The 1,150-nt window shown below is 62.9% G+C and carries 3 protein-coding genes; all 3 read right to left on the bottom strand.

Going from position 1 to position 1,150, the window contains the following annotated elements:
* Positions 1-180: molybdenum cofactor biosynthesis protein MoaE (locus A3754_RS01465; protein WP_197468359.1), on the bottom strand; the 180-nt coding region annotated here is incomplete at its 3' end.
* Entirely contained in the window at positions 177-431 is a 255-nt protein-coding gene (gene moaD / locus A3754_RS01460; RefSeq protein WP_063518668.1) for a molybdopterin converting factor subunit 1, read from the bottom strand. The genes moaD and A3754_RS01465, both read right to left, overlap by 4 nt.
* A 1-nt stretch (position 432) precedes the next feature.
* Positions 433-915: a cyclic pyranopterin monophosphate synthase MoaC gene (gene moaC, locus A3754_RS01455; RefSeq protein ID WP_063518667.1), complete on the bottom strand. Its 483-nt coding sequence runs from the start codon at positions 913-915 to the stop codon at positions 433-435.
* Positions 916-1,150 lie beyond the last annotated feature (235 nt).

Genomic DNA, 1,150 nt, shown 5'->3' with positions numbered 1-1,150 from the left:
CAACACTGCCTCCGTCATCCCCGGGTAATGCTCCAGATGCAGCGCCTCCACCCTGGCCTGCTCATCGCGCACCTGGCCACTGAACTGCACCATGGCGCCGCTGAGACCCGCGTCGCGAAGCCAGCCGGACGGCTGCGCCGGCACCAGCGCCGTGTCCGTGACGGCCACATGAATCTTCATCCGCCGGTCACCGGCGGGAACAGGGCGACCACATCGCCATCCCGAACCGCCGCCTGCTCCTGGCTGAGCACCTCATTCACCGCCACCATATAGCGGGGTGTCGCCTCCAGCGCACCGGCCACCGACGCCTTGTCGTCGGCCAGCCATGCGACCAGGGCAGCCACCGTGTCGACACCATCCGGCGGCGTGACCGTCAGGCTGTCACTGCCCACCCGCTCACGCAGAGCAGCAAAGAAACGTATCTCGATCACCTTAATCCTCCCGACGGAACTGGCCACTGCGGCCACCGGATTTTTCCAGCAGGCACACCGATTCAATCACCATGCCCCGGTCCACCGCCTTGCACATATCATAGAGCGTCAGGCTGGCCACCGATGCGGCGGTCAAGGCCTCCATCTCCACGCCAGTGGTGCCCTTGAGCTTGCAGGTTGCCTGCACGCACAGCGCATCCGCTCCTTCCGGTTCGATGGTAACAGTGACACCAGTGAGCAACAGCGGGTGACACAGAGGAATCAGGTCCCAGGTCTTCTTTGCCGCCTGAATGCCGGCAATTCGGGCGGTGGCGAGCACATCACCCTTGGGGTGTTTGCCTCCCAGTATCATTTCCAGCGTGGCCGGCTGCATGCGCACCCGCGCCTGCGCAGTGGCGGTACGCTGAGTGCTGTCCTTGTCGGTCACATCCACCATCTGGGCCCGGCCACTGTCATCCAGGTGGGTAAATCGTTGATCTGTCATGCTCAGAGGTGTCTCCGCTCTGTTGTCTGTGGCGCCGCTGCGCTACCATTCCCGCCTTTCCAGAATTGAATGAAGCATCGCCCCCGGCCCATGACGGCAACCGGTGCTTCCTGTCCGGTAGGATACGCTATGAACAGCTTTGAGCCGCACATTACTGTGGCCTGCGTAGTCGAACAAGACGGCCGCTTCCTGTTTGTCCGAGAAATGAGCAAGGGCGAGGAAGTGCTGAACCAGC

It is taken from the genome of Alcanivorax sp. HI0083 (assembly GCF_001635175.1).
This window is presented reverse-complemented; position numbering and strand designations above follow the sequence as displayed.